Below are 25455 nucleotides of genomic sequence, written 5' to 3' on the forward strand. Positions count from 1 at the left end.
ATGTATTCCTTAACACCATTGTCCAACCTTTATATATGTTGTTCGGTCTTCACTTCTCTATGGAGAAGTCTGCAAAATACTATTGTTATTTCCTAATGGATTTTTTATGATAATAATACGAGCAAGGTTGTTGGAAAAATACGAAGCGGTAAGGAGGAAGGACTTCCATGTATATTCAAACGAATATGATGTCGATGAATTTATTAAGAAATTATCAATCACATCAGCGACAGCTATCTACTGCGATGGAAAGACTTTCTACCGGCTATCGTATTAATAGAGCTGCCGATGATCCGGCAGGCCTTGCTATATCAGAACGTATGAGATTCCAAATCAATGGACTAAAGCAGGCCTCACGTAATATACAGGACGGCATATCACTGATTCAAACAGCCGAGGGAGCGATGATTGAAATCCATGCTATGCTTCAACGGATGAACGTCCTAGCCAATCAGGCGGCGAATGGTACTTACAGTGATAGTGATCGCTCTAAGCTTCAGCTGGAATTCAATCAGCTACGTGAGGAAATTACAAGTATTGCAGCTGGAACGAATTTTAACGGTATTAAGCTGTTGGATGGGCAGTATACGATCGACCCATTGTCCAATAAACGTGGATTGACACTGCAAGTCGGTGAGCAAGCTGATCACGTTCTGGAGATGGACATGCCTAATCTGCCGTCATATTTGGCATCATTAAGCGGCTTAGATCTTTCAACTAGCAGCGGCGCTCAAGACGCTCTACAGACGCTCAAGGAGACGGTTGATCATGTTTCGTATGAACGTGCTAAGCTTGGTGCTTATCAGAACCGTCTTGAGCATCGACATAATTTTGTATTAGCTTATGCTGAAAACTTAACAGCAGCTGAGTCAAGAATTCGGGATGCTGATATGGCTTTGGAGATGACTAATTTCATTCGAGCGAATATGCTATCACAGGTGTCCGTCAGTTTGCTTGCACAGGCGAATGCGATGTCTAAAAATATGCTGAAGCTGCTTGAAGCACTGTAATGTAAATGAAAATAGAGATATCCACAATCCTCTTTGCCTATTGCATGGAGGATTTTTTATGCAGGTACAGTAGCCACAGCATTGAACAATGAGAGCTCCATCAGTAAAACTGAAAATAATCCTTGATTAGAGAATGCTAAGAGGACAGTACTAGTCATTTCAAGCAATTATGGCTAGAATGAAGCTATGAAACGGGGGGAGTGTAATGACGCTACAGCAGCTCAAGTATGTGCTTGAAGTGAATAAGCACGGCTCTATGAATGAAGCAGCTCGTCATTTATTTATATCGCAACCGAGCTTGTCTAACGCGATAAAGGAGCTTGAAAAAGAGCTTTCGATTACAATTTTCGAGCGTACTAATAAAGGAATTACGTTAACGCAGGAGGGGGTAGAGTTTTTAAGCTATGCTAGACAGGTTGTCGAGCAGGCAGAGCTACTGGAGCAAAAGTATATGAATGCGACGCCTTCACCTCAGCATTTCTCTGTGTCGACTCAGCATTATGCCTTTGCAGTAAATGCATTTGTGCAGCTGGTGAAGGAGCACGGACAGCAGCAGTACGAATTTGCAATAAGAGAAACAAAAACCTATGAAATTATTGAGGATGTTAAGACGATGCGCAGTGAAATAGGCATTTTGTTCTTGAATGATTTTAACCGTAAGGTGATATCCAAGCTGCTGCGTGATGCGAATCTGCAATTTCACCGTCTTTTTGTCGCCCAGCCTCATGTATTTATAAGCATATATAACCCACTGGCGAAGCGTAAATCAGTTACGATGGAGGATCTAGAGCATTATCCGTACTTATCGTTTGAGCAAGGAGAATATAATTCTTTCTATTTCTCTGAGGAAATACAAAGTACAGTATCGAGACCGAAAAGCATAAAAGTGACGGATCGAGCGACGCTGTTTAACCTGCTTATCGGTGTAAATGGATATACGATTTCATCGGGTGTATTAAGCAAGGACTTAAACGGTAATGAGATTATTCCCGTACCGCTGGATATTGATGATCATCTTGAGATTGGCTGGATCGCTCATCGCAATGTTACGCAATCCGCGCTGGCCGAAGCCTATATTGAGGCGTTGAAGCTGCATATTGAGCAGGACTAGTCTAGAATGTATTTATAAATTAGATCGATGAAGAATTTATCAGCTTATACTGCTCATATTGAATAAAAATAGGGTGCTACGAAGATCAGTAAAATGACCTTCATAGCACCCTTATTATATGAAGCTAGTTCTTTATGAGTAGAACGGCTGTTATTGAACAGCCACACGTCGAAATTGACTATTATACAGCTCGAAGTAGCAGCCCTTTAAGGCGAGCAGCTCGTCATGTGTACCTCGCTCGATCACTTGGCCTTGATCAATGAAGAGGATTTGATCAGCTTCTCGAATCGTGCTGAGTCGGTGCGCGATCACAAAGCTTGTTCTGCCCTGAAGCAGTACTTTCATCGCTTGCTGAATATGCATTTCTGTACGAGTATCAATGCTGCTTGTAGCCTCATCTAAGATTAGAATCGCAGGACTCGCAAGCAATGCTCGAGCTATCGTAAGAAGCTGGCGCTGACCCTGACTTAAATTGCTGCCTTCCGTAGAAAGCACAGTATTATAGCCCTGCGGCAGCTCCATAATAAAGCGATGCGCATTGGCGATTTTAGCTGCTTCAATAATTTCTTCCTTCGTGGCATCTAGCCGCCCATAACGAATATTTTCATAAATGGTATCTGAAAATAAATGTGCTTCCTGTAGCACGATACCTAGCTGTGACCGCAAGCTATCCTTATCGATCTGATTGATCGGGATATTATCGATATAAATCGTGCCGGTCTGAATCTCATAAAAGCGAGAGATTACATTGATAATCGTCGTTTTGCCTGCCCCTGTAGGACCGACCAAGGCGATCGTTTGACCGGCCTCTGCATGCAGTTCAACATCCTTTAGGATCAAGCGGTCATTCTGGTAGCCAAAGCAAACCTTGTCGAATTTGACATCGCCTTTAATTTTGAACGGCGCTACACTGCCTTTTTTCGTATCATCCTCATATTCATTCTTCGTATCGATAATTTCAAATACACGCTCTGCGCCTGCAATTCCGGATTGTATCATATTAAACTGGTTAGCCAAATCATTGATCGGACGTTGAAATTGCTTGGAATAGTTCATAAATGCGACAATAACACCAACCGACGTCCAGCTATTAAATGCCATCCAGCCGCCAACTGCCGCGATAATGGTAAAGCTTGAATGGTTCAGTACATTCATGACAGGTCCGACTAGACCTGAAAAAATTTGTGCCCTAACACTAGCATCGGCAAGTTTTGTATTCATTGCTCTAAACTGCTTAATTGAATGCTGTTCACGCTGCGTAACTTGAATGGCCTTCTGTCCAGAAACCGTCTCTTCAATATAGCTGTTCAGCTCGCCGAGGCTTTTTTGCTGCTCTGAGAAGTGCTTTCTAGTAAACGAAGCCACATATTTCGTAAAGAGCATTACAAGGGGAATCGTAACCATACATAATAAGGTCAACCAAACATTCATGTATAACATAATGATCACTGATCCGAATAATGAAATAACACTGGTAATGATGCCGGTTGTACTTTGATGTAGGCTGGCCGAGACGTTTTCAATATCATTGGTTGTTCGGCTCATCAACTCTCCATGTGTTTTGCGATCGAAAAAAGGAATTGGAAGTCGCTGCATCGCTTCAACGATATGGATTCGCATCTGACGTACCGCATGCTGTGCGACATATACCATCTTTTTCTGATGCAGCCACGTAAACCAAGCGGACGATAAATAGATGATAAGTAATAAGACCGCATAGATTATAAGTCCGTCCCAGTCCTTCTGCATAATGGAGGTATCGATCGCCTTGCCTAACAAATAGGGTGCGGCGAGATTAAGCAAGGTAGCAATCGTTGTAAAACATATGACCGCAATAAAACTTCTCTTATATATACTTAAATATTGCCATAGCCTGATCAAGGTTTGTTGCGTGTTTAATGGCTTAGCTTTAGGCTGTCCACTAGGAGTGTGGCCGCCTCTCATGCTGAACTCTGGCATAGATGCTGTTGGTTTACGCATAGCTGACCTCCTCATTTCCAAGCTGCGAACGATAGATTTCTAGGTAATCCTTTGAGCTTTTCAGCAGCTCTTCATGAGTTCCTTGTGCAATAATTTTGCCTTGATCAAGCAGCAGGATCTGATCTGCATCGATGATGGAGCTTATTTTCTGTGCGACAATGATGACCGTACTGTCTGCCATCAGCTTTGCAATATGCTGCTGAATACGTGATTCCGTACGCATATCAATCGCACTTGTGCTGTCATCTAAAATAAGAATTTTTGGCTTTATTAGCAAAGCTCTAGCAATTGCGATTCTCTGTTTTTGTCCGCCTGATAAATTAACGCCACGTTGACCAAGCTCGGTATCGTAGCCCTGTGGCAAACGTTGGATAAATTCATGAGCTTCTGCAGCCTGTGCAGCAGCAATAATCTCCGCTCTATCTGCATCAGGCTTGGCGAGTGCAATATTTTGTGCAATCGTTCCAGTGAACAATATGCTTTCCTGCAATACGAAGCCGATCTGGGAACGTAAAGCTGCAATAGAATAGCTTGCTACCGGATGCTGATCAATATATATTTCCCCGCCGCTCTTTTCATAGAGACGTGAGATTAATGAGATCAATGTCGATTTACCAGAGCCAGTCGCTCCGATAATCGCTAGCTTTTGTCCTGCCTCAACTGTAAAGCTAATGTCCTGAAGCTGGTAGGCAGGCTGGTTGTCATCATAACGGAATGAAACCTGATGAAATTGCACTTTCCCATCAATTTTTTGCGTTTGTTTACCATTGTCGTTAATTTCAGAGCTTGTCGATAGCAGCTCTGTTACGCGATCAACACTGACTTTAGCAGCGCTTAGTCGTACTAAGTGATTGGCAACAGCAGATATAGCAAACAATAGTTGCGTGACGTAATTAATGTAGGCAACGAGTAAACCGATATCAAAATTATTGCCAATGACATCCTTACCGCCAAGCAGTAGGACAGCAACGATGCTTACATTAAGTATCATCGATAGCAGTGGAGCATTAAGTGCAATAATGGTTTGAGCCTTAACGCTATGTTCAGTAAAGCTGTCGTTGGCTTTATTGAAGCGTTGCCCTTCATATTCATGTCTAACAAATGCTTTAGCAGCTCGAATACCTGACAGGCTTTCCTGAAGTACAATATTGATACGATCTAGTTTATGCTGAACTGCAGAGAATAAAGGGAGCGTTGCTTTAATAATGGCATACATCACGATAAAAAGCAGCGGGACTGCAATGGCTACAATAATTGATAACCGAATGCTGATGTAAATCGCCATCACTAAGCTTCCAATCATAAGTAGTGGTGAGCGAACCAATACGCGCAGCAGCATTTGGACAACGTTTTGCAGCTGCATAATATCATTAGTTAGACGAGTAATGATTGAACCGGTCTCAAGCTTGTCCATATTACGGAATGAGTAAGTCTGGACTTTGCTAAAAACGTCGTTCCGCAAATCTGCACCAAACCGCATAGACGCAATGGAAGCGAAAATTGTACAGCCAACGCCACCTATTAGACCAATCATAGCTGCACCAATCATCGTCAAGCCAGTCGTTACAATATGAGCCTGATCACCACTTAATATCCCATTATCAATGATACTTGCCATAAGCATTGGCTGCAGCAGGTCCATGGCCACCTCGATGGCCATTAGAATTGGAGCTAGCATAGCGGCGAACCAGTGCGGCTTCAAGTATTGAAAAATTTGCCTCATGTGAATATCCTTTCTGTTGTTTGCAATTAACGATTTCTAGGATTACTAGTACACAAACTCTATTGTACTCCTCATTTTATTAAAAAGTATAGAGAGAGAATGCAGTTTAAGTGGAATTGTCCGCATCATATAATGTAGAGCACCGGTCATAGCATAAGCGGATTAGCAATGGTATAATACGTAGAAGTGAGATTGAAAAGGAGAAACGAATCGATATGTTTAGTTTACATGAATATACTGTTGAGGCAGTTGCTGACCCATTCCGAATATTAAGTGGGGAGCGCTATGAATTTATAATTGATGTTGAAGTAGAAGAGGACGATGAACTGCATCACGAAGAAGGAGTGAGACTTCGAGTTGTCTATGCTGTGAACGATGGTCATGGTAAAATCGTGAAGTATGAGTTTCAAACCGCTGATGCTGGCAAGTATATAGACATCGAGATGGAGGACGATGAGCTTGCGATGGTTGAGCAATTTTGTACAGAAACCTATACCCAAGCAATATAATAGATATTAAAACGGAGGGACCTATGAAGGTCTCCTCCGTTTTTTTACGAACTTATTTATAATCCGTACCACCTAGATAATTGTAGAACGCGATATTAGCCCAGAACTCATAGCTTTCAACTTCAACCTCTGGATTAACTTCTTTGAATCCAGCGGCAATGCTTTCTACTTGTTCATTCAAGGAGAACGTTTGAGCATAGTAGTTGCCTAGAGTGACCTTGTTGTTAGAGATCGTTACATACTCATCAAGTTCAGTGTTTGAGTAATAGAGTGGCTGCCACCATGAATTAATAATTAAGCCTGGCTCATCATCGGCATCCTTTTTAGCATAGTCAATAATAATTTTTTGGAACTTTTCTTTATCTTCAATGGAGTTGAATTCAAAGCTCAGGTCATATTCCTTAGAATATGCGACATAGTTGCCGTTAGCGATCTGCTTCACTTGGAACGATTCGGACTGCTCAGGCTCACCCCATTCTTTAAGATATAAGAAGGCAGATGTTTTTGGTTCAAGCTGAACTTTAGCTTCTAATCCTTCACTGCGCAGTAAGCCGATTAGCTGAATTGCATGCGTTAGATCTGAATGTCCGTACGTAAGTGCATATTCATCTACAAAATTAGCCTCGAAGCGTGCATCCTTAAAGTTATAGCCCGTAATAATATTTTGCTCAAGTGCGGCATCGACAATTTCTTGTAGCTCGCTTACTTGAATGATGTCAGCTGTATTATAAGCAGCAATCAGCTCAGATATAAGGTTAGCATCTGTTGAATTAGCAATATAATTTTTATAGTTACCGTTGTAGCTAGTAATTTCGCCGAGTATGTATTGAACAAATTCTGCACTTGCAGGTTTATTAGAATCGAATTCATCATAATATTGCTCAGGAATGATGCCGTTATCAATGGCAACAGCTAGCTCCTGTGCAACATGCTTGTACCAATCAGATGATGTTGAGTTAATGTTAGCAAGCGCAGCATCTATTTTCTCTGTTGTGTAGGTAGATGCAAGCTCCTTTAAGCCAGCTGCTCGTACAGCAATAATGGCAGCGATCCATGGCTGAAGCTGTTGATCTGCCTGAATCGTAGTTCCTGTTAGATGTCCTTTTTCATAAAGCTCTGCTACTGCTGCGTAGTGTTCATTACTGCTTTCTACATCGTTAAAGCGATAATCAGTTTTTGTTGCTTCACCTGGTAAAAGATCTGCAACGTATTGAATAAATTGCCCCTTTGTCGCATGCTCATTAACAGTAATATCATATTTCGCACTCAAAAAAGTACCATATTCCTTTGCAGTAGGTGCAGCAGCTAAAATTGGCTGTGCAAGAGGCAGTAATGCAACGGATGCTGCAACTGTAAGTGCAGCGATTGTTTTTGATTTAGATTTCCAAGCCATTTCCTATCTCCTCCATAATTCCTAGTATTCTTATATGAATTAATATTAAACGTAATGGAATAGATTGTCTAAACAAATATTGGTAATTGCTCTCTAGTTGGACTGTCTGCATTATCCAGCATTAAAATTGCTAAAATAAAAAATGCAACCGATATTATTAGTTGCATAAAATTGTTTGCAGTTCTATGAAACTATCTCGCATTTCAAGGTGTTTCGTTTTACTTGAATATATTCACCTGATGTTTTATTCATAACCTGTGATACTTCCTTGGTATGTGTGATCTCAACCCAATCATTCTGAATATCTACCAATATTTTTATTTCCATATCATTTTTATATTTTAAGCCGCTATAACATAATTTCGTCATCATCTTCATCCCTCTCCTCAGCATTAATTATGTAGTGAATGATAATATCACAAGCTCTTTCATGTTATCTACTTCAATTATACTACAAATCAATGATGCTTATCATATAACAGTTATTTTCACGAAACAGTCAGTACTTGGGAGAAAGAAGAAGGGTTTATAATGAGAAGTCCCATTGCGGGTTTGGTTTGCCGCTTTTTACCATTTATATTAAAAACCAATTGCAGTTACAATAGATTAACGGTAAATATTAACTCTTAAATTAGCTTTAAAAAAGCAGAGAGGGTGATGGAACATGAGAAGAAAAAGATATAAACGAACTAAGCTGCGTATTTTTACAATTCTACTTGTAATTTTAGCCTTAATGGTTGGCGGTTATTATGCAATCAAAGAAAATGGCAGCGAGCAGACGCCAGTTCAAGAAAGTCCAATGATAAATAAACCTTCTGATAAAAGTATAGTGGGTTCGAAGAATGATCAGAATTCAAATCTTGAGAATTTAGTAGAAGAAACGTTTTACTTATCCAAGGAAGGTAAAGTTCCGAACATATCCTTTGTTTCAGGTAAAACAGAGTGGAAAGAAGTTAATAATGAGTGGGGAAAATCGGACGATATGTCGGACACTGCTAAAGGTAGGTATGAGGAATACGAACGTCATCATTCTACAATCGGATATGTCGATCAGACTGTAAATGACATACGATCCTTTGATCCTGAACTACAAAAAATATCTTTAGATGAAATTAAGGAAACTGGTGGAGAACCCGATGCCATTCGATACTATAAAGATTCGACTTATGACCAAATGATTCTTGTCTATCATGCAACGTCCTCTACGGATTTATTATGGGTTTTGCCTAAACCAACTAAGCAGGAGCCAAATCCTAGAGTGCACCATATCTCACTCTATACACAGATTGACAAAGCTCCAGTTCAACAAGAAAATCAAACCATTTCAGACATTATAGCTAACATGAGTGTAGAAGATAAAATCGGGCAGATGATTCTTGCTGGACTTTCCGGGACTACAATGGATGAAAACGATAAAAAAATAATAGGCGAATTACATGTTGGAGGAATTATTTTTTACAAAAGAAATTTTGAAAACCCTGAACAAACCGTCCAACTTGTGAATCAGTTGAATGCAGAAAATCGATTGAATCTACCGCTTTTTTTAGGCGTTGACCAAGAAGGAGGAAAAGTAACGAGATTACCGGGTGGTCTTATAAACTTTCCTACCAATAAAGAGATTGGACAGGTAAATGATCCTGATTTTTCTTATAAAGTTGGAACACTGTTAGGTCATGAATTAAAACAATTTGGTCTAAATCTCAATTTTGCACCTGTTCTTGATATTAACAGCAATCCAATGAACCCTGTTATCGGGGATCGAGCATTTGGCGACAGTTTGGAAATAGTAAGTGAACTTGGAATCCAAACAATGAAAGGGATTCAATCCCAAGACGTCATCCCAACAATTAAGCATTTTCCTGGTCACGGCGATACATCGGTTGATTCTCATCTTGAACTCCCAATTGTAAATAAAAGCCTTAAGGAACTAAAAAAACTAGAATTAATTCCGTTTGAACGTGCGATTGAACAGGGCGCAGATGTTGTGATGGTTGCCCATATCTTATTGCCTGAATTGGATAAAAAAAATCCGTCGTCCATGTCAAAAGCTGTCATGACGGATCTTCTTAGAAAACAACTAAACTTCACAGGAGTAATTATAACAGACGATATGACCATGGGAGCTATCACAGAACATTTCGATATTGGCAAAGCAGCTGTAGAATCTGTAAAGGCCGGAAGCGATATTATTTTGGTAGGGCATGACTATAATAATGTTGTAAAGGTTATCTCCTCTATAAAAGTCGCTGTTCAAGATGGGGAGATTTCAGAACAAAGACTAAATGAAAGTGTAGAAAAAATAATTCAACTAAAAAGGAAATATAAAATTAATGATAGTAAAGTAGAGAATCCTAACATAGATGAACTAAATGAATCAATCAATAGTCTTCTGGATTCCGTCAAATAGTTTGCGTACTCAGAGAATTGTTGCAAAAATCATTTAAAATAAAATAGACGCTTCGATATTAGTATTCGAAGCGTCTAGAAAGGTATACGTTCGCACCGTATTTTTCAACAAGCTGTTGGAACTGATGATCAATGAACATTTGTAATTCACGCAAACGCGAAGTCATCGGTCTTAACGTATCTATTTTTTCTCCATCAACAATGACGTCGAAGACGATCATAGCTTTCACCACCTTCCTGAGATCAGTATAGAGGTGAATTGTTAATGGATCATTAAATGAAAATTAACAGCTTGTAAATTATAAATTAGTTTTTGTCGGCTTAGGCGGCTTGTTTCGTTTTTCCTTGAAACGAGGGGCTACATAGTTTCGTTTACGATCACGGTAGAACGTCCAACCAGCAATAAAGCCGGCACCCGCGGCAAACATAATGAAGCCAAGAATAAATTTACCCCACTCAAAGCTAGGCTGCAAGGTTTCATTCCCGAATGCACTCCAATAGTCAAAGAGAGAATCCTTCATTTTCAAAAAACCAAAGCAAGCAATAATTCCTGGCACTACTAGCAGAATGATTGCAATTAGTCGCTGAATTGTTAATCTCATCAGTAAACTCCTTCTATGATCAAAGTCAGTAGACGGTTAGTCATATCGAATATCGTACCATAAAACTCCAAATAAAGGTATACCGCTCGAAAGAACGGTGCGAGATGTGTTAAAAAGAGTTACAATAAGGAAATAGCTTATGAATTTACTCACAATTGAACTTATATAAATGGAGGTTTTATACATGGCAATTCAAGTGGATGTTGCAATTTTAGGGGGAGGTCCTGGTGGTTATACGGCAGCCATACGAGCTGCCCAGCAAGGCAAATCAGTCGCAATTATTGAGATGGATAAAGTCGGAGGGACCTGCCTGCATCGTGGGTGTATACCTTCAAAGTCACTACTACGAAGCGCTGAAGTATATCGTACGATATTACAATCCTCTAAATACGGTATAGCGATAAATAGTGAGCATGTTACATATGATTTTAATGATGTGCAGCAAACAAAGCTGGACAAGGTAGATCAGCTATTCAAAGGGCTGCAAGGTCTTATGAAGCGCCATCGTATTCAGATGATCCATGGTAAAGGCCGTGTTACCGGACCATCAATTTTTTCTCCGCGCAGTGGGGCAATAGCGGTCGAACTTGCAGATGGTGAGATGGAGTCAGTGGTTGGCCAACATGTTATTATCGCGACTGGATCGAAGCCTCGCAGTCTCCCAGGACTTGAGCCGGACGGTAAGGTCATACTTAGTAGTGATCATGCTTTGGAGCTGGACAAGCTGCCAGTAAGCATGCTTGTCGTAGGCGGTGGAGTGATTGGTGTAGAATGGGCAACGCTGTTGCATGATTTTGGTGTACAAGTTACCGTCGTAGAGGTTGGCGCAAGATTACTGCCAGGTGAAGATACAGAAATTTCACTAGAGATGACTCGTCAGCTGACAAAGCGTGGCATTCGTGTGTTGACTGGTGTACAGCTTGATACAGAAAGCTTTACTGTGCAGAATGAAGGGTTCACTATTCGGGCGCAAACAGCAGATGGGGATGTCGTGCTGGAAAGCAATCAGATGCTTGTTTCTGTTGGACGTGCTGCGAATGTTGAAGATATTGGGCTGGAGAATACCGATGTTAAGGTGAAGAATGGCTTTATAGCTGTTAATGAGGTAGGTCAAACGTCAGAGCCTCATATTTATGCGATCGGAGATGCCATTGGCGGTGTTCAGCTAGCACATGCAGCTTCTCATGAAGGAATTGTTGCAGCAGACCATATCTGTGGTCAGCCGGTGCATCCTGTTGCTTCCCATCTTATTCCTCGATGCATCTATTCCTACCCTGAGGTTGCATCATATGGCTACACTGAAGCTGCGGCTGTAGCAGCTGGCTTTGAGCTGAAAAAAGCAAAGGTGCCATTTGCTGCAATCGGCAAGGCCATTATATCTGGTCACTCTGAAGGCTTTGTGAAGGTCATTGCTGATAAGGTGACAGATGATATATTAGGGGTGCATATCATTGGTCAGTATGCTACAGAATTAATCAGTGAGGCGGCGCTTTCTGGATGGCTTAATGCAGCGCCATGGGAGGTTGGTATGATGGTTCATCCGCATCCAACATTATCAGAAGCGATTGCAGAAGCGATGCTAGGTGTAGATGGACGTTCAATTTCATTATAAATGTCACATATTATTTTGTGAACGATAAGAGTATAATAGTACTATGACATGGTATTAGTACCAGGTTTTAATTTAACTAAAAGAGGAGGAAGATAATATGTCACTATTGTCTTCGACAAGTCAACAAGCGAAGCATCAGCAACTAGGATTGAGTAATGAAACGCTAGTGGCGATGTATACGCATATGCTCACAGCAAGAATGTTTGATGAGCGAATGATGCTTATGCAGCGCGCAGGAAAAATCAATTTTCACGTATCTGGCATCGGCCAAGAGGTCGCGCAGGTTGCAGCTGCATATGCATTGGACCGGGACAATGATTATTTTCTTCCTTATTACCGTGATTATGGCTTCGTGCTTTCAGTTGGTATGACACTTCGAGATTTATTCCTGTCTGCTTTTGCTAAAGCAGAGGATCCGAATAGTGGTGGTAGACAAATGCCTGGGCATTTTGGCTCTAAGCGTCTACGTATCGTAACAGGCTCTAGTCCGGTAACGACACAGGTGCCGCATGCAGTAGGCTTAGCGCTGGCTGCAAAAATGAAAAATAAAAGCTTCGTAAGCTTTGTTACCTTCGGGGAAGGCTCAAGCAATCAAGGTGACTTTCATGAAGGCAGCAACTTTGCAGCCGTCCATAAGTTGCCCGTTATATTAATGTGTGAAAACAACCAATATGCGATCTCTGTACCTGTGCACAAGCAAGTAGCAGGGAAGATCTCTGACCGTGCGCTTGGCTATGGGATGCATGGAGAGCGTGTCGATGGAAATGATGCGCTTGAGGTTTACCGTGTTGTGAAGGAAGCAAGAGAGCGTGCCGTTAAAGGTGAAGGTCCAACGCTAATTGAAGCGATGATGTATCGTATTTCTCCACATTCAACGTCAGATAATGACCTTGCCTATCGAACGAAGGAAGAAGTCGAACACCATCGTGCACTTGACGGATTACCTCGCTTCAGAATGTACATTGAAGAGCTGGGCCTATGGAATGACGAGCTAGAGCGCACACTTCGCGAGGAGATTAAAAAGCAGCTGGATGAAGCTAGCAGCTATGCCGATAAAGCTCCTTTCCCTACGCCAGAATCGGTACTCGATCATGTGTATGCTGATACGCGCAAGGAGGAGAAACACTAATGCCAACAATGAGTTATATAGATGCGATTCGCACGGCGATGGCGGAAGAAATGGAACGCGATGATAACGTGTTCGTGTTAGGTGAAGACGTAGGCGTCAAGGGTGGCGTGTTTACTACGACGAAAGGGCTGTATGAGCAATTTGGTGAAATGAGAGCACTCGATACACCGTTGTCGGAATCTGCGATTGCTGGAGTAGCCATTGGAGCTGCGATGTACGGCATGCGTCCGATTGCAGAAATGCAATACTCCGACTTTATGTTTCCTGCTACGAACCAAATTATTAGTGAAGCAGCTAAAATCCGATATCGGTCAAACAATGACTGGAATTGTCCTGTCGTAATACGTGCGCCGATTGGCGGCGGCGTATTCGGTGGACTATACCATTCCCAGTGTCCAGAGTCTGTATTCTTTGGTACGCCTGGCTTGAAAATTGTTGCACCTTATCGACCATATGATGCAAAGGGTTTGCTAAAAGCAGCCATTCGTGATGAAGATCCAGTATTATACTTTGAGAATAAAAAGAGCTACCGCCTCATTAGTGGTGAAGTGCCAGAGGAAGATTACGTCGTAGAGATTGGTAAGGCGAATGTACTTCGTGAGGGCGATGATATTACCGTTATTGGCTATAGCTTGCCGCTTCGGTTTGTTGAGCAGGCAGCAGAAGAGCTTGCTGAGGAAGGGATTAGCACCCATATATTAGATCTTCGCACCATTCAGCCGCTCGACAAGGAAGCGATTCTGGAAGCGGTAAGACGTACTGGTAAAGTGCTAATTGTGCATGAGGATAATAAAACAGGCGGCGTTGGAGCTGAAGTAGCTGCAATTATTGCAGAGGAACTTCTGTTCGAGCTTGATGCACCAATTATGCGTTTATGTGGCCCTGACGTACCTGCCATGCCGATTAACCCTCCAGGTGAAAAGTTCTTCTTACTGAATACGGAAAAGGTGAAGGCCGCAATGAAGCAGTTAGCTGATTTTTAGCTAGTCTGAAACGTTAGGAGTTGATCGATAAATGAGTGTTATAACTGAAATTACATTGCCACAGCTTGCAGAATCACAAGTGTCAGCTACGATCGATCGTTGGCTAAAGCAGCCAGGCGATTGGGTGGACGAATACGAACCAATCTGTGAGATTAATACGGATAAAGTCAATGCAGAAATTCCGTCCACAGTTGCAGGTAAGCTGACAAAGATATTAGTAGGAACTGGTGAAGATGTTCCAGTGGGTACAGCAATTTGCATTATTGAAAGTGAGGGCTCTGAGCAAGCTGCTGAGCCATCGCCAGTCAATGAGGCTGTCATCGCCACCACTGTGCATACCAATGCCACAGCCACAGGAAGCGATACTTCCATGCGTGGACGTTATTCACCCGCTGTTCAAACCTTGGCAAGTCAGCACGGTATATCATTGGAGCATGTTCAGGGAACGGGCTTAGGCGGTAGAATTACACGCAAGGACGTGCTTGCCTATGTTGCTTCCGGGGCACGTGAGGTTCGACAACCAGAAAAGCCAATTGAGCAATCGAGTCAACAGGTTCGCACAACAGGCATCCATCTTTCTGAGTCTCCGCGTCTACCTAAAATAGAACTCGATGATCCATATGCAGGAGGTCGCGGCGAGACCTATATTGACGTTACACCTATTCGCAACACGATTGCTCGTAATATGAGACAAAGTGTGAGTGAAATTCCGCATGCGTGGACAATGATCGAGGTAGACGTTACAAATCTAGTTATGATTCGCAATAAATTTAAAGATGAGTTTAAGAAGCGCGAGGGCGTGAACTTGACCTATCTTGCTTTTCTCATTAAAGCAGTCGTTAACGCGATACGAGATTTCCCGATTATGAACTCCGTATGGGCTGTTGACAAAATTATTGTGAAGCGGGATATAAACATATCGCTAGCCGTTGGTACGGAGGACTCCGTCATGACACCGGTCATTAAAAATGCTGACCATAAAAATGTCGCAGGCATCGCGAAGGAAATTGAGGAATTAGCACATAAAACACGTGAAGGAAAGCTTACACTTTCAGATATGCAGGGCGGAACGTTTACGGTTAATAACACAGGCTCCTTTGGTTCAATTCTGTCTTATCCAATTATTAACTATCCACAGGCAGCGATTCTTACGTTCGAATCAATTGTAAAAAAACCTGTCGTTATAGATGATATGATTGCTGTTCGTTCGATGGCGAATATATGCTTATCACTTGACCATCGCATACTGGATGGCGTCATCTGTGGAAGGTTCTTACAGCGTGTGAAAGAGAATCTTGAGGCTTACAATCTTGAAAGCTCAATCTACTGATATAATCGTCGTAATACTGAATTAGTGTCAGTGTTCAAGTAGGATAGAGAGCAACCTTTGAACACTTGTTAAAGGAGTGTCAGCTATGCAGAAACCTGAACAACAGCTCAGTCAGAAACAGCTGGATGCACATTATATCGGTACGCTTGATTATAAAGAGGCGTGGGATCTACAAAAACAATATGTGAAGGAAATTGACAAGGAGGAGCGCAGTGAGACGCTTCTCCTTCTTCAGCATCCACCGACCTATACACTTGGTACCGATCGTCATCCAGAGCATTTGCTATTGAATGACGCCGCGCTGCAAGAGCAAGGCATTGCCTTGTATGAAATCGATCGTGGCGGTGATATTACATATCATGGTCCAGGACAGCTTGTAGGCTACCCCCTTATCTATCTTGATGCGGCTGGTCTTGATCTACATGGATATTTACGTAACGTAGAGGAAGTCATTATTGAATGGCTTTCGCAATATGGTATAAAAGGAACAAGAAAGCAACAGTATACTGGAGTATGGGTTGGAGACGAGAAGATCACGGCAATCGGTGTGAAATTCAATCGATCACGTCAGCGAAGAGGCTTTATTACGAGTCATGGCTTTGCCCTAAACATTAAGTCAGGCATTGCATCAGACGGCTTTAGTGGTATTGTTCCTTGCGGTATTCAGGAGTTTGGAGTGACCTCATTTAATGATATCACAGGAGATCAGATGACAGTTGAAGAAGCTGCGGCGCAGATTGCTCCAATATTTAAACGGCATTTTGGCTTTGTATAAGGCTCCATTCTAAAGGAAGAAGGAGCCGATACCTGCGAACAATGTTGTGAATAATAGTGCAGCTGCTACAACAATAGCAACAATTTTAATAATTTTTTGTTGACGCATATCGAAGATATCTCCTTTCAAAAGCAACGATGAATTACAGCATTAACTCTATTGTATACGAAAAAGTAGGCTGGAGGAAACAAAATGATAGAACAAAAACGTCTTGTTCAACAATTTTTCGATCTTGTGACAGTAGATAGCGAATCTGGAAACGAGGCAGAAATTAGCAAGGTGCTGAAGCATCGGCTTCAGGAGCTTGGCTTATCCGTATCAGAGGATAACGCAGCAGAGGTAACTGGGCATGGGGCTAACAATTTATTTGCCATGCTTGAAGCAACGGAGGATGCGAAGGATCAGCCAGTTATATTATTCACTTGTCATATGGACACAGTAACACCAGGTAAAGGGATCAAGCCGCGTATCGACGAGGACGGTTATATACGTTCAGATGGAACAACCATTCTGGGTAGTGACGATAAAGCAGGTATTGCTGCTTTATTCGAAGCGATTCAAGTGGTGAAGGAACAAGGGTTATCACATGCAGAAGTTCAAGTGGTTATAACGGTTGGTGAGGAATCAGGCTTGCTAGGAGCACGTGCTATCGACCCAGGGATGTTAAAGGCTACATACGGCTACGCGCTAGATTCCAATGGTGATATTGGTGATATCGCCGTTGCTGCACCAACGCAAGCTCATATCGTCATCGAGATATTTGGTAAATCTGCTCATGCTGGCGTTAGTCCAGAAAAAGGAATTAGTGCTATTCAAGTAGCTGCGAAAGCGATTAGTGCAATGAAGCTAGGTCGCATTGATCATGAAACGACAGCAAATATCGGAAGCTTTGAAGGTGGCGGTCCAACCAATATTGTGTGTGATTATGTGAAGCTTGTTGCAGAGGCGCGCAGCATTCAAGGTGTAAAGCTAGAGGCTCAGGTAGAGAGCATGAAGCAAGCCGTTGAGCATACTGCTGCTACCTATCAGGCTCGCTCCGCATTCCATAGCAATATTGTATATCCCGCGTACTGTCATACAGATGATAGTGCGGTAGTGCAACTTGCGAGCAAGGCAATTGAAGCACTTGGCTTGAAGCCGCGCACCTTCCACTCTGGTGGGGGCAGCGATGCTAATATATTTAACGGTTTAGGTGTACCAACGGTTAATCTAGCTGTAGGCTATGAGCATATTCACACGACCGATGAACAAATTAAAGTCGATAATCTCGTTAAAACCTCACAGCTTGTCGTTGAGCTGCTAAAGCAATCGGCACAATATCAAGCTTAGCCACTTGTAAAGCTTCGTAGTCATATCAAAGAGTTAGCGTTTAACTTCAGCAGAGCGATGTGTGAATTTAGATACCGTCTCTCTGCTGTTTGTGCTTATAAGCAGCTTATTTAACTCGTTTTTTATGTCACGTGCTTTTCCAGAGAACAGAATATAGTTAGGTGTAATGCTTTGCTTTGTCATAGGGTTCACTCCTCAACCTATTTTGTACAAGCCTATGAGCATCGAAGTGACAATATGACATCAGCTTTACTTCCTTTAGGAGGAATATTGTAATGGATAAAAAAATTTGGACAGAGCCAACCATCTCAACAGAGCAAGTCTTTAAAGGTAAAGTCATTGATCTTCAGGTCGATACCGTTGAGCTTCCAGACGGTCGTACAGCAACGAGAGAGATCGTTCGCCATCCTGGAGCAGCAGCTGTAGTTGCCATTCATCAAGGAAAGATGATCGTGGTTGAGCAATATCGTAAGGCACTAGGGAAAACACAAATCGAAATTCCAGCAGGAAAGCTTGATCCTAATGAAGAACCTCATATCGCTGCTATTCGAGAACTGGAGGAGGAAACAGGTTTTATAGCTCAAGAGGTTAAGCTCCTTCATGCCTTCTATACTTCGCCAGGCTTTGCAGATGAGAAGCTATACGTCTACTACACAGATCAACTGGAAGCTGGCAAGCAAAATTTAGATGATGATGAGGATGTCATCGTTATGCAAATTACGCTTGAAGAGGCAGATTCGTATATTGCAAGCGGAGATATAAGTGATGCTAAAACGCTGCTCGCCGTATACGCATGGAAGCTGTTAGTCGCAACTGGAAAGCTATAGCAGCCGAATAGAGAATAGGTAGCTACTTATCCTGGCCAAGCAGTCATAAGCTCTATCAATCTAGCATAGGAATAGAATAGAAGCTAGAATACAAGGAGCGATTACGATGCAGGGTCAATGGAACAAGTGGATTTACCTCGGAGTTGTCATGTTTGCAGGTGCAATATGTGGCAGCATATTGCTGCAGGCGCTGCCGGCTGTTCAGCAGGAGGAGCTGAATCGAGGCATGGTGCATTATGTCGGATGGCTGCAGCAGGCTGCCTTCTTAGATCGCGCGGACCTATTCTGGAATACTTTTTTTAAGCATATGAAATGGGCAGTGGCATTTATATTACTGGGGATATCGATGATTGGTGTACCTATTGTCGTTATTCTAAATTTTTTAAAGGGCTTTTTGCTTGGGAGCTCGATCTTCATGCTTACTCAAGCCTTTGGAACGGAAGGCATATGGCTGAGCTTACTTACGATAGCTCCGCACAATATCGTTGTCATTCCAGCACTTATTGTTCTAAGCTCCTCAGCAATTTCTTTTGCTGCTTTTCTGTTCAACAATCGCATTAGAAAGCATCAAGGTGTATTATCTAGTCAACTGTTAAGCTTTTCGACTATTGCGACGGCAATGCTTCTCCTACTGGCTGCTGCCTCACTCATTGAGGTTTTTGTGACACCGAAGCTGCTTGAGTGGTATTCATCCAATACGGAGCTGCTATAAATCTCAATGATGGAATGTGTTTGACTTCTTTATAAAAAAGCTAATATAATGAAAACATATTTTAGTAGGAGATGTAGGCAGGAGGACTGTAATGCAGGCCCAGATAGATAAAATTAAACAGCAGCTTCAAGCACAGGGCTACAAATTAACTCCGCAGCGTGAAGCGACACTACGTATCTTGCTTGAGAATGAGGAAGATCATTTAAGTGCAGAGGATGTTTTTCTGCTTGTAAAAGAAATTGCACCAGAGATCGGATTAGCAACCGTCTATCGTACACTAGAATTACTTACTGAGCTTCATGTTGTAGAAAAGCTCAATTTTGGTGACGGTGTAGCTAGGTATGACTTACGAGGAGATAGTAATCGTCACCATCATCATCACTTAATTTGTGTACAGTGTGGAGACGTAAGCGAAATAAAGGATGATTGGTTGCTGCCGCTTGAGGAAAGACTACAGGAGCAATATAAATTCGAAACGGTTGATCACAGATTGGATTTTCACGGTATATGTAAAAGCTGTCGTGCAATGAGCGAACAAACAATATAAAGGTCCTGCAATATCCGTTAAGGGATGGCAGGCCTTTTTTCTTAATATAAAAGCATGTACATCATAATTTAAGTTCGTCCTACATATGGTCTAGTGAATATACATATATAGGAGGCGCCATTATGATGATGAAAGAGATGTTTCACCGGTTTATGTTCTTTCTATTGTTTGTGTTACTCGTAATTGTCATCACAGCGGCATATGACTGGGTGCAGAGCTTATTAATCGGATCGCCATACGAGCATCCAGGAGCAGATGCGGTAAAGGTATTTCAGATGAACACGGATCTAGATAGCTATACCATACCTGATCGTCTATTATTGTTTTTCCGGTATGGCGAATAGGAATTAGGAAATGATACACTAAGTAGGAAGGAGGGATTGGATGTACGAGCAGTTTCATCAATATCTAAAAGTACTTAAGTATGAACGCAAGCTTTCTCCTAACTCCTACCAATCCTATGAGCGTGATCTTAAAAAATTTATTGGATATTTAGAGGAACAAGGCGTTACGGAATGGAATCGCGTCCATAAGCATCATGTTATGAAATATATTAATATGTTGAAGGATGCAGAGCTGAAGTCAGCAACGATTGCACGTCACATTGTATCGATACGCGCGTTATTTCACTTCCTGCTGCTGGAGGATCATATTACGTTCGATCCTTCGATATACATTGAGGCGCCGAAGCAATCGAAGCAGCAGCCTAAAACGATTACTCAGGAGACTGCGAAGGCGTTGCTTAATTCGCCAGATGTCACAACTGCCAGCGGACTGCGTGATAAGGCGATGCTTGAGCTCCTATATGCAACGGGCATACGCGTATCGGAGCTTGTAGCGCTCAATGTAGAGCATATTCATTTGTCGCTAGGTTTTATCCAGTGTATTAGTCCGAGCGGCAAGGAACGCTTCGTGCCGTTCGGCAGCTATGCAAGAGATGCCCTTGAGAGCTATCTGAATACAGGGAGAGAGCAGCTTACTACAGAGCGGACCAGCGATGACATGCTGTTCCTTAATCATCTTGGATCGCGTATCACTAGACAAGGCTTTTGGAAGCTGTTAAAGAAATACGGACAGCTAGCAGGCATCGAAGAGGAGCTTACACCTCATACGCTTCGTCATTCCGTTGCTGCTCATCTACTTCAGAACGGAGCAGATGTGTATACAGTGCAGGAGCTGCTTGGCCATGTTGATATCGTATCGACGATGAAATATACAACGCTAACGAAAAACGGAGTCAAGGATGTGTATCGCCATGCTCACCCGCGGGCGTAACGTTCTATATTAATGTGAGGAGAATTGATTATGAAATTTGATCGAATTGCAGTCATCGTGCTTGACAGTGTCGGCATTGGGGAGCTGCCTGATGCAGCTAGCTTTGGTGACGCTGGCAGCCATACGCTTGGACATATTGCAAGAGAATATGAGATGAAGCTACCGAATTTGCGTGAGCTTGGCTTAGATCGAATTGAACAAATTCATAACTGGAATCCCGATGAAAATCGTCAGCCTAAAGCATATTACGGGAAGATGGCTGAGGTTTCCGCAGGTAAGGACACGATGACAGGACATTGGGAGTTAATGGGCCTTCGTATTGATAAGCCGTTTCAAACCTTTCCCGAAGGTTTCCCTGAGGAGCTCATTCAACAATTTGAAGCACGCACAGGACGGAAGGTTATCGGCAACAAGCCAGCGAGCGGTACCGTAATATTAGATGAGCTTGGCGAGGAACAGATGAAGACGGGCGCTTGGATTGTATACACGAGTGCGGATAGTGTATTCCAGCTTGCCGCACACGAGGAGGTCATCCCTCTAGAGGAGCTGTACAACGCTTGTGAGATTGCTAGAGAGCTGACGATGGAGGAGCGTTTTTTTGTTGGAAGAGTCATCGCTCGTCCTTATATTGGACAACCTGGAAGCTTTACTCGAACACCGAATCGTCATGATTATGCAGTAAAGCCGCCAGAGCCAACGGTACTGAATGCTTTGCAGGATAAGGGCTATGACACGATAGCTGTCGGCAAAATTCATGATATATTTGATGGAGAGGGAATTAATCAATCGCATCCTACAAAAAGCAATGCAGACGGTATACATACAACGGTGGAGCTACTTAAAACGAATTTCAAAGGGATGCTCTTCGTTAATCTTGTCGATTTTGATTCACTATACGGTCACAGGCGAGATCCAATCGGATACGGTAAAGCTTTAGAGGAATTTGATGCTGCGATCCCTGCATTGCTAGAAACAATTGGGGAGAAGGATCTATTAATTATTACAGCAGATCATGGCAACGATCCAACGCATACCGGCACGGATCATACGCGTGAATACGTACCGATTCTAGCGTATAGCCCCAGCTTCCCATCCCCATCAAGGCTGGATACTCGAGCTGCATTTGCAGATTTAGGAGCAACCATAGCAGATAACTTTGGGGTTGCTGCACCTCCATCAGGAACAAGCTTTTTAAGTAAATTAATTCAATAGTACATAGTCTTATGGTTAATGTAGAAGGAGGATTACGGATCTATGTCAACAGCTAAGCAAATAAAAGAGGCAGCACAATTTATCGAGCAAAAATTAAGCGTCAAACCAGAAATAGGTCTAATTCTAGGATCAGGCTTAGGAGTATTAGGTGATCACATCGAGGAAGCTGTCGTTATCCCATACGAGCATATCCCTCATTTCCCAGTATCGACAGTAGAAGGACATGCTGGAGAGCTAATGATTGGCAAGCTGTCTGGTCGAATCGTTGCATTAATGCGTGGGCGCTTCCATATGTATGAAGGGTATGGACCGGAGCTGACAGCCTTTCCGGTACGCGTCATGAAAGCGATTGGTGTCCATTCGCTCGTTGTTACGAACGCAGCAGGGGGAATAAATAAGCAGTTTGCAGCGGGGAATTTAATGCTTATCTCCGATCATCTCAATATGACGGGTAAAAACCCTTTAATTGGTGCTAACGACAATGAGCTCGGTGTACGTTTTCCAGATATGTCTGAAGCCTACAGCAAACGTTTAAGATCGATCGCTAAGGAAGTAGCATCCGAGAAGGAGATTGAGCTTGTCGAAGGTGTATATGCTGGCTTGCTTGGACCATCCTATGAAACGCCAGCCGAAATTCGGATGCTGCGTATTTTGGGAGCAGATGCCGTAGGAATGTCTACAGTAGCTGAGGTTATTGCAGCTCGCCATAGTGGTCTGGAGGTTGTCGGAATATCATGTATTAGCAATATGGCAGCAGGTATATTGGACCAGCCATTATCCCATGAAGAGGTCATGGAGACAACAGATCGAGTTAAATCTCAATTTTTAGAGCTTGTAACGTCATTAATCGCCAAAATATAAGATATCTGTCACAGAATGTTCACAATTAAAGTGCCTTAATGTGACAACCTTCGTATGCGAATTCGTCGTATAATGTCCTCAATCTAGTGTGTTTGTAATTTGATAGGTGAGGATGGTTATGGAAGGAAATGGATAGTCAACTGAATAAGAAGATTGAGATGTTACGTAAGCAGATGGAGATGACAGCAGCGCAGAAAGGCAGTCTTTTGCACAAGGACGTCATTGCAATTAGTCAGCTACTGGACGAGCATGTGCTAAAGGCACAGTATATGAAGAAGAAGGTTCAATTGTTCGAGTATGCGCTGTAAGCTGTATGCCTTCACCTAATCACTGTTAAGCACAAACTGGAGGAAACGATGAGAGCCGTAGATTTCATTCAACATAAGCGCGATGGGAAAGAACATTCTGCTCAACATATTCGAGAGTGGATTGAACAATATTGCAAAGGTGAAATTCCTGATTATCAAATGTCATCATGGCTAATGGCCGTATACTTTAATGGCATGTCTGCCATTGAAGTTGCAGCATTAACGATGGCTATGGCAGAGTCAGGAGATCAAGTCGATTTATCTGCGATTGAAGGAATTAAAGTAGATAAGCACTCGACTGGTGGCGTTGGTGATAAAACAAGTCTTATTATCGCTCCAATCGTAGCAGCGGTTGGAGTACCTGTAGCTAAGATGTCGGGACGTGGACTCGGACATACAGGAGGGACGATTGATAAGCTTGAATCGATCCAAGGATTTCATACTGAGCTGACTCAGAAGCAATTTGTCGAGCAAGTGAATTCAATTGGTGTCTCCCTAATAGGTCAAAGCGGGGATTTAGCTCCTGCGGACAAGCAGCTGTATGCATTACGTGATGTGACAGCTACAGTAGAATCGATTCCTCTCATTTCAAGCTCAATCATGAGCAAGAAGATTGCAGCTGGCGCAGATGCAATCGTGCTTGATGTGAAGACGGGAAATGGTGCCTTTATGAAGACACTTGAGGACAGCATTAAGCTGGCTGAGGCAATGGTTACCATTGGTAGTGAGGTCGGTCGCGACACGGCAGCTATTATTAGCGATATGGATCAGCCGTTAGGCTATGCGATTGGCAATGCACTAGAGGTTGCCGAGGTAATTGACACCCTCAAAGGGAAGGGGCCTGCGGATTTAACCGAGCTAAGCTTAACGCTAGCTGCACATCTTGTTCTTTTAGGTAAGAAGGCTCAGGATGAGAAGGAAGCGCGTGAATTGGTTGAAGCAGTGCTTCACAATGGACAAGCGTTAGAAAAGCTTAAGCAGCTAATTGCTGCACAAGGTGGCGATGCTACTGTTGTTGATTACCCGGATCGATTACCACAAGCTCGCTCGACCTATCATGTGGTCAGTGAGCAGCAAGGCTACGTTGCAGCGATTGAAGCTGAAGCGCTTGGCCTTGCAGCGATGAAGCTAGGAGCGGGACGTCAAACCAAAGATGATCGTATTGATCATGCGGTTGGCATTGTGCTCGGAAAAAAGGTAGGTGAATATGCGGAAAAAGGTGACGTGTTAGCTACGCTGCATGTCAACAGTGAAACGAATGAGGAGCATGAAGCTGTTCGCATCATTAAAGCTGCATTTCACATTACCGAGCAGCGGTCTGAAGCTAGACCATTACTGCAGGCGATTGTCACGAAGCATGGAGTACAGCATTTATTATCATAAAGATATAGCAAGCCTAATAAGCAAAGCAACGATAAGCTAAGCAAGTATCGAGTGAGTAAGCTCTCCCGATACTTGCTTTTTGTTTATTTACACACCATGAGTAGGTTACCATCGGGATCTTTAAAGTTAAACCAATGTCCGTTCTCAATACCCGTTACTAATTCTACATTTTTTGCATGCATAAATTCATACGCTTGATGTATATCTGCAGTTCGTAGCTGAAATGCTGGAACCTTGTAAACTTTATCTGGGGAATAGATTTGACTATCTAATACAAGATCAGGTCCTTCCATCGGAATGACAAAAATATGACCAAAATATATTTCACCTTCCGTTGGTAATCCTAAAATGTCACAATACCAAACGCGTGCCTTTTCGATACTGCTTACTGGGATAAAGACACCACCAATTTTATTCAAGATTGGATTCATAGCATTC

The 25455-nt window shown here is 42.5% G+C and carries 28 protein-coding genes; 19 read left to right on the top strand and 9 right to left on the bottom strand.

The window, feature by feature from the left end; translation table 11 throughout:
* The first annotated feature begins 167 nt into the window (after nt 1-167).
* Together NSQ99_RS08895 and NSQ99_RS08900 are read left to right on the top strand one after the other, a co-directional pair.
* Complete coding sequence (locus NSQ99_RS08895) at nt 168-1010, top strand: flagellin N-terminal helical domain-containing protein (RefSeq protein ID WP_251666670.1); 843 nt, start codon at nt 168-170, stop codon at nt 1008-1010.
* Nucleotides 1011-1215: 205 nt separating this feature from the next.
* On the top strand, nt 1216-2121 hold the full coding sequence (locus NSQ99_RS08900) for a LysR family transcriptional regulator (protein WP_340836239.1): 906 nt from the start codon (nt 1216-1218) through the stop codon (nt 2119-2121).
* Nucleotides 2122-2271: 150 nt separating this feature from the next.
* Here NSQ99_RS08900 and NSQ99_RS08905 read toward each other — a convergent pair whose 3' ends face one another.
* Together NSQ99_RS08905 and NSQ99_RS08910 are read right to left on the bottom strand one after the other, a co-directional pair.
* Nucleotides 2272-4101 (bottom strand): ABC transporter ATP-binding protein, encoded by a 1830-nt coding sequence (locus tag NSQ99_RS08905; RefSeq protein ID WP_340836241.1) that lies wholly within the window; start codon nt 4099-4101, stop codon nt 2272-2274.
* Nucleotides 4094-5824 carry an ABC transporter ATP-binding protein gene (locus NSQ99_RS08910; protein WP_340836243.1) on the bottom strand — a complete coding sequence of 577 codons (1731 nt, stop codon included), beginning with the start codon at nt 5822-5824 and terminating at the stop codon, nt 4094-4096. The genes NSQ99_RS08905 and NSQ99_RS08910 overlap by 8 nt, the downstream gene beginning before the upstream one ends.
* A 215-nt stretch (nt 5825-6039) precedes the next feature.
* Here NSQ99_RS08910 and NSQ99_RS08915 point away from each other — a divergent pair, with 215 nt between their 5' ends.
* The gene (locus tag NSQ99_RS08915) at nt 6040-6333 is read left to right on the top strand and encodes a DUF6509 family protein (protein WP_340836244.1); all 294 of its coding nucleotides are present in this window, start codon (nt 6040-6042) and stop codon (nt 6331-6333) included.
* A gap of 52 nt (nt 6334-6385) precedes the next feature.
* Here NSQ99_RS08915 and NSQ99_RS08920 read toward each other — a convergent pair whose 3' ends face one another.
* Both NSQ99_RS08920 and NSQ99_RS08925 read right to left on the bottom strand, forming a co-directional pair.
* The gene (locus tag NSQ99_RS08920) at nt 6386-7726 is read right to left on the bottom strand and encodes a hypothetical protein (RefSeq protein ID WP_340836245.1); all 1341 of its coding nucleotides are present in this window, start codon (nt 7724-7726) and stop codon (nt 6386-6388) included.
* A 183-nt stretch (nt 7727-7909) separates the two neighbouring features.
* The gene (locus NSQ99_RS08925) at nt 7910-8095 is read right to left on the bottom strand and encodes a hypothetical protein (RefSeq protein WP_340838766.1); all 186 of its coding nucleotides are present in this window, start codon (nt 8093-8095) and stop codon (nt 7910-7912) included.
* 295 nt (nt 8096-8390) lie between these two features.
* Here NSQ99_RS08925 and nagZ point away from each other — a divergent pair, with 295 nt between their 5' ends.
* Entirely contained in the window at nt 8391-10133 is a 1743-nt protein-coding gene (gene nagZ / locus NSQ99_RS08930; RefSeq protein WP_340836246.1) for a beta-N-acetylhexosaminidase, read from the top strand.
* A gap of 58 nt (nt 10134-10191) precedes the next feature.
* Here nagZ and NSQ99_RS08935 read toward each other — a convergent pair whose 3' ends face one another.
* Both NSQ99_RS08935 and NSQ99_RS08940 read right to left on the bottom strand, forming a co-directional pair.
* A complete protein-coding gene (locus NSQ99_RS08935) occupies nt 10192-10353 on the bottom strand; it encodes a mechanosensitive ion channel protein MscL (RefSeq protein WP_251666663.1) in 162 nt (53 codons plus the stop codon).
* A 78-nt stretch (nt 10354-10431) separates the two neighbouring features.
* A complete protein-coding gene (locus tag NSQ99_RS08940) occupies nt 10432-10734 on the bottom strand; it encodes a DUF2627 domain-containing protein (RefSeq protein ID WP_340836249.1) in 303 nt (100 codons plus the stop codon).
* A 184-nt stretch (nt 10735-10918) separates the two neighbouring features.
* Here NSQ99_RS08940 and lpdA point away from each other — a divergent pair, with 184 nt between their 5' ends.
* The 5 genes from lpdA (at nt 10919) to lipB (ending at nt 16563) form a co-directional block, all read left to right on the top strand.
* Nucleotides 10919-12346: a dihydrolipoyl dehydrogenase gene (gene lpdA / locus NSQ99_RS08945; RefSeq protein WP_340836251.1), complete on the top strand. Its 1428-nt coding sequence runs from the start codon at nt 10919-10921 to the stop codon at nt 12344-12346.
* 97 nt (nt 12347-12443) lie between these two features.
* Nucleotides 12444-13475 (top strand): thiamine pyrophosphate-dependent dehydrogenase E1 component subunit alpha, encoded by a 1032-nt coding sequence (locus NSQ99_RS08950; protein WP_251666660.1) that lies wholly within the window; start codon nt 12444-12446, stop codon nt 13473-13475.
* Nucleotides 13475-14458: an alpha-ketoacid dehydrogenase subunit beta gene (locus tag NSQ99_RS08955; RefSeq protein ID WP_251666659.1), complete on the top strand. Its 984-nt coding sequence runs from the start codon at nt 13475-13477 to the stop codon at nt 14456-14458. Before NSQ99_RS08950 ends, NSQ99_RS08955 begins: the two co-directional genes overlap by 1 nt.
* Nucleotides 14459-14489: 31 nt before the next feature.
* A complete protein-coding gene (locus tag NSQ99_RS08960) occupies nt 14490-15788 on the top strand; it encodes a dihydrolipoamide acetyltransferase family protein (protein ID WP_340836253.1) in 1299 nt (432 codons plus the stop codon).
* A gap of 85 nt (nt 15789-15873) precedes the next feature.
* Entirely contained in the window at nt 15874-16563 is a 690-nt protein-coding gene (lipB, locus tag NSQ99_RS08965; RefSeq protein WP_340836255.1) for a lipoyl(octanoyl) transferase LipB, read from the top strand.
* 9 nt (nt 16564-16572) lie between these two features.
* Here lipB and prli42 read toward each other — a convergent pair whose 3' ends face one another.
* Nucleotides 16573-16671: a stressosome-associated protein Prli42 gene (gene prli42 / locus NSQ99_RS08970; protein WP_251666656.1), complete on the bottom strand. Its 99-nt coding sequence runs from the start codon at nt 16669-16671 to the stop codon at nt 16573-16575.
* 84 nt (nt 16672-16755) lie between these two features.
* Here prli42 and NSQ99_RS08975 point away from each other — a divergent pair, with 84 nt between their 5' ends.
* Complete coding sequence (locus tag NSQ99_RS08975; RefSeq protein WP_340836256.1) at nt 16756-17892, top strand: M20/M25/M40 family metallo-hydrolase; 1137 nt, start codon at nt 16756-16758, stop codon at nt 17890-17892.
* 33 nt (nt 17893-17925) lie between these two features.
* Here the strand turns inward: NSQ99_RS08975 and NSQ99_RS08980 are convergent, their stop codons facing one another.
* Entirely contained in the window at nt 17926-18075 is a 150-nt protein-coding gene (locus NSQ99_RS08980; RefSeq protein ID WP_340836257.1) for a hypothetical protein, read from the bottom strand.
* Nucleotides 18076-18167: 92 nt separating this feature from the next.
* Here NSQ99_RS08980 and NSQ99_RS08985 point away from each other — a divergent pair, with 92 nt between their 5' ends.
* From NSQ99_RS08985 to NSQ99_RS09025, 9 genes are all read left to right on the top strand, one after another.
* The gene (locus NSQ99_RS08985; protein ID WP_251666653.1) at nt 18168-18719 is read left to right on the top strand and encodes an NUDIX domain-containing protein; all 552 of its coding nucleotides are present in this window, start codon (nt 18168-18170) and stop codon (nt 18717-18719) included.
* Nucleotides 18720-18825: 106 nt separating this feature from the next.
* Nucleotides 18826-19431 (top strand): stage II sporulation protein M, encoded by a 606-nt coding sequence (gene spoIIM, locus NSQ99_RS08990; RefSeq protein ID WP_340836258.1) that lies wholly within the window; start codon nt 18826-18828, stop codon nt 19429-19431.
* A gap of 91 nt (nt 19432-19522) precedes the next feature.
* The gene (gene fur, locus NSQ99_RS08995) at nt 19523-19978 is read left to right on the top strand and encodes a ferric iron uptake transcriptional regulator (protein WP_251666651.1); all 456 of its coding nucleotides are present in this window, start codon (nt 19523-19525) and stop codon (nt 19976-19978) included.
* Between the two features lie 122 nt (nt 19979-20100).
* Nucleotides 20101-20322: a DUF4227 family protein gene (locus NSQ99_RS09000; RefSeq protein WP_340836259.1), complete on the top strand. Its 222-nt coding sequence runs from the start codon at nt 20101-20103 to the stop codon at nt 20320-20322.
* A gap of 40 nt (nt 20323-20362) precedes the next feature.
* Complete coding sequence (xerD, locus tag NSQ99_RS09005; protein WP_251666649.1) at nt 20363-21253, top strand: site-specific tyrosine recombinase XerD; 891 nt, start codon at nt 20363-20365, stop codon at nt 21251-21253.
* A 30-nt stretch (nt 21254-21283) separates the two neighbouring features.
* Nucleotides 21284-22465, top strand: a complete 1182-nt coding sequence (gene deoB, locus NSQ99_RS09010) for a phosphopentomutase (RefSeq protein ID WP_340836260.1) — start codon at nt 21284-21286, stop codon at nt 22463-22465.
* Nucleotides 22466-22507: 42 nt separating this feature from the next.
* Nucleotides 22508-23326, top strand: coding sequence for a purine-nucleoside phosphorylase (locus tag NSQ99_RS09015; RefSeq protein ID WP_340836261.1), 819 nt, complete (start codon nt 22508-22510; stop codon nt 23324-23326).
* 128 nt (nt 23327-23454) lie between these two features.
* Nucleotides 23455-23634 (top strand): aspartyl-phosphate phosphatase Spo0E family protein, encoded by a 180-nt coding sequence (locus NSQ99_RS09020; RefSeq protein WP_251666647.1) that lies wholly within the window; start codon nt 23455-23457, stop codon nt 23632-23634.
* 48 nt (nt 23635-23682) lie between these two features.
* Complete coding sequence (locus tag NSQ99_RS09025; protein WP_251666646.1) at nt 23683-25017, top strand: pyrimidine-nucleoside phosphorylase; 1335 nt, start codon at nt 23683-23685, stop codon at nt 25015-25017.
* A gap of 83 nt (nt 25018-25100) precedes the next feature.
* Here NSQ99_RS09025 and NSQ99_RS09030 read toward each other — a convergent pair whose 3' ends face one another.
* Entirely contained in the window at nt 25101-25448 is a 348-nt protein-coding gene (locus tag NSQ99_RS09030) for a VOC family protein (protein ID WP_340836264.1), read from the bottom strand.
* Nucleotides 25449-25455: the final 7 nt, after the last annotated feature.

Origin of the sequence: Paenibacillus sp. FSL W7-1287 (assembly GCF_038004245.1) — a bacterium.
In the GTDB taxonomy this organism is placed as follows: domain Bacteria; phylum Bacillota; class Bacilli; order Paenibacillales; family Paenibacillaceae; genus Pristimantibacillus; species Pristimantibacillus camelliae.